This window comes from Pseudomonas sp. EGD-AK9, from assembly GCF_000465935.2.
In the GTDB taxonomy this organism is placed as follows: Bacteria; Pseudomonadota; Gammaproteobacteria; order Pseudomonadales; family Pseudomonadaceae; genus Aquipseudomonas.
This window is the reverse complement of the sequence record NZ_AVOF01000114.1, coordinates 1-8522: the sequence shown is the minus strand read 5'-3', so window position 1 is coordinate 8522 and position 8522 is coordinate 1. Positions and strand designations below refer to the sequence as shown.

The window sequence follows — 8522 nt, the reverse complement described above, 5'->3', positions numbered from 1 at the left end:
AGGCGCAGCAGGCGGTCGATCTGTGCCAGCAGCTCCGGCTGCGGCGCCACGGCGCTGGCGGCGCGGATCAGCAGGGCGGGGCGCTCGCGGCCGGTGGGGGTGAGGCTGGCGTAGGCGAAGTCCTCGAACAGCGGGCGCAGGGCCTCGAAGCGGCTCTGCACCTCGCCCTCGACCAGGGCGAACAGCTGCCAGGGTAGCTCGACCCTGTCCACCTCGACCCCGGCGTGCTTGAGCTCCGGCTGCTTGGACAGCGGATCGAAGGCCGGCTGGGTCAGCACGTTGGTGCCCAGGCCCTTGAGGAAGCGGTCGCCCCAGTGCATTGGCAGCCAGGCCTGGCCTGGGCGCACCGATTCATCGGCCTGCACCGGCAGGATCAGGCTGCCGCGGCGGCTGCGCAGCCTGACCAGGTCGCCGTCCTGCAGACGACGGCGACGCAACTCGTCCGGGTGCAGGCCGAGCACGGCGGCCTCGACATGGCCGAACAGGCGCGCGGCGGTGCCGGTGCGGCTCATGCCGTGCCACTGGTCGCGCAGGCGGCCGGTGTTGAGGGTCAGGGAGTAACGCGCCTCGCGCTTTTCCTTCGGTGCGCGGTACGGGTCGGCGTGGAACTGCGCGCGCCCGCTGGCGGTGGGAAAGCGGCCGTCGGCATAGAGCCGCGCGGTGCCCTGGCGTGCGCCGGGCGCAAACGGCCATTGCTGGGGACCTTGGTCGTCGAGCAGCGCGTAGCTGAGCCCCGAAAGGTCGAGGTCGCGTTGGGTGGTCAGGTGCTTGTATTCCTCGAACAGCGCTTCGCTGTCGGCGAAATCGAACAGGCTGGGCAGGCCGGGGCGGAGCAAAGTTTCCAGGCGACGGGCGAAATCGCAGGTGATCGACCAATCGGGCCGCGCCTCTGCGGGCGCTGGCACGGCGCGGCGTACATGGCTGACGCGGCGCTCGGAGTTGGTCACCGTGCCTTCCTTCTCGCCCCAGCTGGCGGCGGGCAGCAGCAGGTCGGCGTAGCGGCAGGTCTCGGTGGTGAAGAAGGCTTCCTGCACCACGACGAAGGGGCAGGCGGCCAGGGCCTCGTGCACCTTGTTCTGGTTCGGCAGCGATTGGGCTGGATTGGTGCAGGCGATCCACAGCGCCTTGATGCGGCCGTCGTGCAGCGCATCGAACAGTTCGATGGCGGACAGGCCGGGCGTTTCCGGCAGGGCGTCGACGCCCCAGTAGGCGGCGACTTCGGCGCGGTGCTCGGCATCGCCGGCCTCGCGGTGGCCCGGCAGCAGGTTGCTCAGGCTGCCGGTCTCGCGGCCGCCCATGGCGTTGGGCTGGCCGGTCAGCGAGAAGGGACCGGCGCCGGGCTTGCCGATCTGCCCGGTGGCCAGGTGCAGATTGATCAGCGCGCTGTTCTTTGCCGAACCGGCACTGGACTGATTGAGCCCCATGCACCACAGCGAGAGGAAGGAGGGCGCGCGGCCGATCAATTCGGCGCAGCGCTGCAGGGCGTCCAGGCTGATGCCGCAGATGTCGGCGGTGGCCGCCGGGCTGTAGTCGCGCACCAGGTTCTTCAGCGCCGCGAAACCTTCGGTGTGGGCGTCGATATAGCGGCGGTCGACCCAGCCTTCCCACAGCAGGAGATGCAGGATGCCGTGAAACAGCGCGACGTCGGTGCCGGGCAGAATCGCCAGGTGCAGGTCGGCCAGCTCGCAGGTGTCGGTACGCCGCGGATCGACGACGATGATCTGCATCTCCGGACGGCGCGCCTTGGCTTCCTCCAGGCGGCGGAACAGTACCGGATGGGCGTAGGCCATGTTGGAGCCGGCGATCAGCAGGCAGTCGCTCTGCTCGATGTCCTCGTAATTGCAGGGCGGGGCGTCGGCGCCGAGGCTGCGCTTGTAGCCGACCACGGCGCTGGACATGCACAGCCGCGAGTTGCTGTCGATATTGTTGGTTCCCACCAATGCTCTGGCCAGCTTGTTAAAGGCGTAGTAGTCCTCGGTCAGCAGCTGGCCGGAGATGTAGAAGGCCACGCTGTCCGGGCCGTGCTCGCGGATGGTCTCGGCGAACACCGCCGCGGCATGGTCCAGGGCGCTGTCCCAGTCCGTGCGCGAACGGGCCAGGCCCTTGCCCAGGCGCAGCTCGGGATGGAGGGCGCGGGCGTCGAGGTCGCCGGTCAGGTGCAGGGTCGAACCCTTGCTGCACAGCTTGCCGAAGTTGGCCGGGTGGCTGGGGTCGCCGGCGACGCCGAGGATCTGCTCGCCGTCGTGCTCGATCAGCACGCCGCAGCCCACGCCGCAGTAGCAGCAGGTGGAGGCGGTGACTTGAGTGGGGCTGGCCATGTTCGGAGCTCCTAGGGGGCAATACGCCTGGCGGCAGACCGCGTGCCTGCCGCCGGACGGCTCAGGCGCACTTCGCGGCGGTGTTCAGGGCCAGCAGCACGCGGCCGCTTTCCACCTTGGCATGGTGCCGGTGCGCGCAGCCCACATCCGGCGCCACGGCCTCGCCGCTTTCCAGCTCGATCTGCCAGTTGTGCAGCGGGCAGGCCACGCGCTTGCCGTAGATCAGCCCCTGGGACAGCGGGCCACCCTTGTGCGGGCAGCGGTCGTCGAGGGCGAAGACCTCGTCGGCCGCGGTACGGAAGATGGCGATATCGCCTTTCGGCCCTGCAACAATGCGCGAGCCGAGTACGTTGATCTCGTCCAGGGCGCAGATATCCAGCCAGTTCATACGGTGGCCTCCTCGATTTGCACGACCTTGATGCGGTCGAACTCTTTCTTCAGTTGCGGCGTCTCGATGCGCTCCTTCCAGGGGTCCTGCTCGAACGACAGGGCGTAGTGCAGGCGCGCGGCCAGGGCCTTGCGGTTGGCTTCGTCCTCCAGCACCGCCTTCTTAATGTGCTCCATGCCGACGCGCTGCATGTAGTGCACGGTGCGCTCGAGGTAGAAGGCCTCTTCGCGGTACAGCTGGAGGAAGGCGGCGTTGTATTCGCGCACTTCCTCGGCTGTTTTCACCTTGACGAAGAACTCGGCCACCTCGGTCTTGATCCCGCCGTTGCCGCCGATGTACATCTCGAAGCCGGAATCCACGCCGATGATGCCGACGTCCTTGATGCCGGCCTCGGCGCAGTTGCGCGGGCAGCCGGAGACCGCCAGCTTGACCTTGTGCGGCGACCACATGTTGAACAGGTCGTGCTCCAGGTCGATGCCCAGCTGGGTGGAGTTCTGCGTGCCGAAGCGGCAGAACTCGCTGCCGACGCAGGTCTTCACGGTGCGGATGGACTTGCCGTAGGCGTGGCCGGAGGGCATGTCCAGGTCCTTCCACACGGCCGGCAGGTCATCCTTCTTGATGCCCAGCAGGTCGATGCGCTGACCGCCGGTGACCTTGACCATGGGTACGTTGTACTTGTCGGCCACATCGGCAATGCGGCGCAGCTCGGACGGGTTGGTCACGCCGCCCCACATACGCGGCACCACCGAGTAGGTGCCGTCCTTCTGGATATTGGCGTGGGCGCGTTCGTTGATCAGACGCGACTGCGGGTCGTCCTTGGCCTCGCCCGGCCAGGTGGAGATCAGGTAGTAGTTCAGCGCCGGGCGGCAGGTGGCGCAGCCGTTGGGCGTGCTCCAGTTGAGGAACTCCATGGTCTGCGCCATGGACGTCAGGTGCTGCTCGCGGATGGCCTTGCGGATCTGCCCGTGGTTGAGGTCGGAGCAGCCGCAGATGGCCTTCTCGCTCTTGGGCTTGACGTCGGCGGCGCCGCCGACGGTGCTGATCAGAATCTGCTCGACCAGGCCGGCGCAGGAGCCGCAGGAGCTGGCGGCCTTGGTGTGCTTCTTGACCTCGTCGACCGAGAACAGCCCGTTCTCCTGGATGGCCCGGACTATGGTGCCCTTGCACACGCCGTTGCAGCCGCAGATCTCCATGCTGTCGGGCATGTTGGCGGTCTTGTCGGCTCCCTGGTGGCCGACGTCGCCGATGGCGCCTTCGCCGAACATCAGGTGGTCGCGGATCTCGCTGACGTTGTGGTTCTCGCGGATCTGGCGGAAGTACCAGCCGCCGTCGGCGGTGTCGCCGTACAGGCAGGCGCCGACCAGCACGTCGTCCTTGATCACCAGCTTCTTGTACACGCCGCCGATGGGGTCGGAGAGGGTGATGGTCTCGGTGCCTTCGCCGCCCATAAATTCGCCGGCGGAGAACAGATCGATGCCGGTGACCTTGAGCTTGGTCGAGGTCACCGAGCCCTGGTAGCGGGCGAAGCCGAGCTGGGCCAGGTGGTTGGCGCAGACCTTGGCCTGCTCGAACAGCGGCGCCACCAGGCCGTAGGCGATGCCGCGGTGGCTGGCGCATTCGCCAATGGCGTAGATGCGCGGGTCATAGGTCTGCATGGTGTCGTTGACCAGGATGCCGCGGTTGCAGGCGATGCCGGCGCTCTCGGCCAGTTCGCTGTTGGGGCGGATGCCGGCGGCCATCACCACCAGGTCGGCGGGGATCACCTCACCGTCCTTGAACTTCACCGCGCAGACGCGGCCTTCGCCGTTGTCCAGCAGCTCGGCGGTGTGCTTGGGCAGGAGGAACTTCAGGCCGCGGTCTTCCAGGGATTTCTGCAGCAGCTCGCCGGCGGTGCGATCGAGCTGGCGCTCCAGCAGCCAGTCGCCCAGATGCACCACGGTGACGTCCATGCCGCGCAGCTTGAGGCCGTTGGCCGCCTCCAGGCCGAGCAGGCCGCCGCCGATGACTACGGCGTGCTTATGGGTCTTGGCGGTGTCCATCATCATCTGGGTGTCGGCGATATCGCGGTAGCCGATCACGCCCTGCAGGTCCTTGCCCGGGATCGGCAGGATGAAGGGGTTGGAACCGGTGGCGATGAGCAGGCGGTCGTACTCGGCTTCGCTGCCGTCGTCGGCGATCACCAGGCGCTTCTTGCGGTCGATCTTGACCACCTTGCGCCCCAGCAGCAGCTTGATGTCGTTTTCCGCGTACCAGCTCAGATCGTTGAGCACGATCTCCTCGAAGGTCTGCTCGCCGGCCAGCACCGGCGAGAGCAGGATGCGGTTGTAGTTGGGGTGCGGCTCGGCGCCGAACACGGTGATGTCGTAGAGATCGGGGGCGAGTTTGAGCAGCTCCTCAAGGGTGCGTACACCCGCCATGCCGTTGCCGATCATCACCAGCTTGAGTTTTTGCATGCCGGCCATCTCCTGAAGAAAAATCACGGTCGAAAAAATTGTCGGGAGCAATTTTTAACGTCGCTCCGCGACGGCTCGAAGAGTGGCCGCCAGGGATGGCAGGCCATAAAAAAACAAAAAAGGCGTCCCGCTAGTCACCTAGCGAGGACGCCTTTGTCCAGGTCCCGTTCGATCGGGAAGTGCAGCCTTCTTCGTTGAAGGTCGCGCTTTATTCAACTTGTGCCAAGACTAATGCAGCGCCTGTGCCAACTTTCCAACATCACGGTTTTTCAGGCTTTTCAGGCACTTGCCGGCTTCTGCCGAGCCTGCTTGTGCACCTTTGCGAGGCGTTTTGCGCCGCTTTGGTGCGAGTGGCGCTATTTGAGCAGCAACAGCGCCAGCAGCAGGTTGAGCAGCAGCGACACCAAGGCAACCGTGCGCCAGACCAGCAGCGGCTCGCGCTCCAGCAGCGGCCGTGGGCGGCTGCCGATGGACTGGCGCTCGCCGCTTTCCAGGGCCAGCAGCCATTCCTCGGCAGTTTCGAAGCGCTGCGCCGGGGCGGCGGCTACCGCGCGGTTCAAGATCTCATCGAGCCAGGCAGGCAAGTCCGGGCGGTAGCGGCTGGCTGGCACAGGTTGGCCGAAGCGCGGGTGCTGGAAGGCCTCGACCTCGCCGTGGGGATAGTGGCCGGTGAGCAGGTGATAGAGCGTCACGCCCGCGGCGTAGAGGTCCTGCTGGGCGCTGGGTGGGCTGCCGGCGAAGGCTTCCGGGGCGATATAGCTGGGGGTGCCGGGCAGGGCATGGGCCTCGTCGCGGGTCAGGCCCGGGCAGTAGGCCAGGCCGAAGTCGAGCACGCGCAGCTCGCCGTCGTCGCCGAGCAAGAGGTTCTCCGGCTTGATGTCGCGGTGGATGACATTGCGCCGGTGCAGCAGGCCGAGGGCCTTGATCAGCCGCGGCGCCAGGTCCTGCCAGTCGGCCAGGCTCAGCGGGCCGGCCTGCTGCAGGTGCGCGGCCAGGGTCTGGCCGGCGTACTCGCGCTGCACGTAATACAGGTGCTGGCGCTGCGGCAGCGCGTGCAGTTCGGGGAAGTGGCGGCCGGCGACGCGGCGCAGGAACCATTCCTCCTGCAGCAGCGCCGGGCCGGCCTGCTCCTCGCCGGCGCGGCTGGCCGGCAGGGTCTTGAGCAACCAGGGCTGATTGTGCGCGTCGCGCACCCGGTAGATCAGCGACTGGCGCGATTCACCGAGCAGGCCTTCGACCTGCCAGCCCTCGAACTCCTGGCCGTCGCGCAGGCGCGGCGGCAGCGGCCAGTGCTCGAGCTGGGCCAGGGTGTCGGCCAGCGCCGCCTCGGGCAATTGGTCTATGTACACCAACAGGGCGCTGGCGTTGTCCTGGCTGCCGGCGCGGTGGGCCTCGTCGACCAGCGCCTGGCAGATCGCCCCGGCGTCATCGCCCTGTCGCAGCAGTTCGCCGATGCGCCTGTCGCTGAGGCAGGCCCAGACGCCGTCGCTGACCAGCAGGAAGCGGTCGCCGGCCTGCAGCTCGCCGTCGCGGTAGTCCACCACCAGGTGCTGATCCAGGCCCATGGCGCGCTTGAGCACGTGCTGCATGCCCGGCTGTTCCCAGACATGGTCCTCGGTCAGGCGCAGTAATTGCCCGTCGCGCCATAGGTAGGCGCGACTGTCACCGATATGCGCCAGGGTGTAGCGGCGGCCGCGCAGCACCAGGGCGGTGAGGGTGGTCAGCAGCGGCTGTCCGCCGCCATTGGCCTGCAGCCATCGGTTATGCGCGCTGAGCAGGCGGTCCAGGCTGTGCTGCACCGGCCAGGTTTCCGGGGTGGAGTAGTAGTCCAGGGCCAGCGCCTGCAGGGTGGCGCGCGCCGCCAGGCCGCCGTCGGCGCACTGACTGACGCCATCGGCCAGGCCCAGCAGATAGCCCTTGCTGGCGGCCAGGGCCGGCGCCGGGGTGACCACGCGCAGGGCGTCCTGGTTCTCGCTGCGCGGGCCGGTGGCGCTGGTCTCGCCGATGCTCAGTTGCAGGGCCATGGGGCGGTTTCCACAGATCGTTGATTGGCCTCGGCGCTTCGGATGGCAGGGGGCGGATCGCCGAGGATTCGCTTACACCCGCGCGGCGGTCACCGCGGCGCTGCCCCAGGTGGTGCGCCAGCGCTGCTTGACTCCGTGCAGACCGATCCAGGCCAGCACGCCGAGGCTGGCGAACAGCCACAGGCCCAGCTGGTAGTCGCCGGTGTGCTGCTTGATGGTGCCGAGGCCGGCGGCGAGGAAGAAGCCACCGATGCCGCCGGCCATGCCGATCAGCCCGGTCATCACGCCGATCTCCTTGCGAAAGCGCTGCGGCACCAGCTGGAACACCGCGCCGTTGCCGGCGCCGAGGCCGAGCATGGCGGCGACGAACAGGGCCAGGGCGGCGGTCGCGCTGGGCAGGTTGAAGCCCACCGCGGCGATGCACAGCGAGGCGATGGTATACATCATCAGCAGCGAGCGGATGCCGCCGATGCGGTCGGCCAGGGCGCCGCCGAGTGGGCGCAGCAGGCTGCCGGCGCAGACGCAGGCGGCGGTGTAGTAGCCGGCGGTCACCGGGTTCAGCCCGTACTGGTCGCTGAAGTAGCCGGGCAGGGCGCTGGCCAGGCCGATGAAGCCGCCGAAGGTGACGCTGTAGAAGAACATGAACCACCAGCTGTCGCGGTCGCCTAGGGCCTTGAGGTAGTCGCCGAAGGCCTTGGCCTTGGGCCGCTCCGGCGCGTTCCTGGCCACCAGGGCGAAGATCACCAGGGTCGCCAGCAGCGGGATCAGCGCCCAGCCGAACACGTTCTGCCAGCCGGACAGCGCCGCCAGGCCGGGGGCGAACAGCGCCGCCAGCACGGTGCCGGAGTTGCCGGCGCCGGCGATGCCCATGGCCTTGCCCTGGTGCTGCGGCGGGTACCACTGCGAGGCCAGCGGCAGGGCCACGGCGAAGGCGGCGCCGGCGAAGCCGAGGAACAGGCCGAGCAGCAGCGCCTGCTCGTAGCTGCCGATGCCGATCTGCCAGGCGCAGAACAGCGCGACTATCACCACCACCTGGCCGAGCAGGCCGGCGGTCTTCGGCGACAGGCGGTCGGCGAGAAAGCCCATCAGCAGGCGCAGCACGGCGCCGGCGAGAATCGGCGTGGCCACCATCAGGCCGCGCTGCTGGGCGTTGAGATCGAGGTCGGTGGCGATCTGCACCGCCAGCGGGCCGAGCAGGTACCAGACCATGAAGCTCAGGTCGAAATAGAGGAAGGCGGCGAACAGGGTGGGGGCGTGGCCGGCTTTCCAGAAACTTGTATTCATCGATCACCTCATCAGCGAGAAGGGGCCCGGCACGGCTGGCTGCCTGGGCCAGGTG

At 68.0% G+C, this 8522-nt stretch carries 5 protein-coding genes; all 5 read right to left on the bottom strand.

The genetic code is table 11. The features are described from left to right. On the bottom strand, positions 1-2318 hold a 2318-nt coding region (locus tag N878_RS06360), incomplete at its 3' end, for a molybdopterin oxidoreductase family protein (RefSeq protein ID WP_021442825.1). A 61-nt stretch (positions 2319-2379) separates the two neighbouring features. Then, complete coding sequence (gene nirD, locus N878_RS06355) at positions 2380-2706, bottom strand: nitrite reductase small subunit NirD (protein ID WP_021442824.1); 327 nt, start codon at positions 2704-2706, stop codon at positions 2380-2382. Continuing rightward, a complete protein-coding gene (nirB, locus tag N878_RS06350) occupies positions 2703-5159 on the bottom strand; it encodes a nitrite reductase large subunit NirB (protein WP_031302832.1) in 2457 nt (818 codons plus the stop codon). Before nirB ends, nirD begins: the two co-directional genes overlap by 4 nt. Before the next feature lie 356 nt (positions 5160-5515). Next, entirely contained in the window at positions 5516-7183 is a 1668-nt protein-coding gene (locus tag N878_RS06345) for a bifunctional protein-serine/threonine kinase/phosphatase (protein ID WP_021442822.1), read from the bottom strand. Between the two features lie 72 nt (positions 7184-7255). Continuing rightward, complete coding sequence (locus N878_RS06340) at positions 7256-8467, bottom strand: NarK/NasA family nitrate transporter (RefSeq protein WP_021442821.1); 1212 nt, start codon at positions 8465-8467, stop codon at positions 7256-7258. Positions 8468-8522: the final 55 nt, after the last annotated feature.

Coding starts and splice junctions, on each gene's coding strand:
- nirD (WP_021442824.1), bottom strand. CDS start 2,706: ATGAACTGGCTGGATATCTGCGCCCTGGACGAGATCAACGTACTCGGC.
- nirB (WP_031302832.1), bottom strand. CDS start 5,159: ATGCAAAAACTCAAGCTGGTGATGATCGGCAACGGCATGGCGGGTGTA.
- N878_RS06345 (WP_021442822.1), bottom strand. CDS start 7,183: ATGGCCCTGCAACTGAGCATCGGCGAGACCAGCGCCACCGGCCCGCGC.
- N878_RS06340 (WP_021442821.1), bottom strand. CDS start 8,467: ATGAATACAAGTTTCTGGAAAGCCGGCCACGCCCCCACCCTGTTCGCC.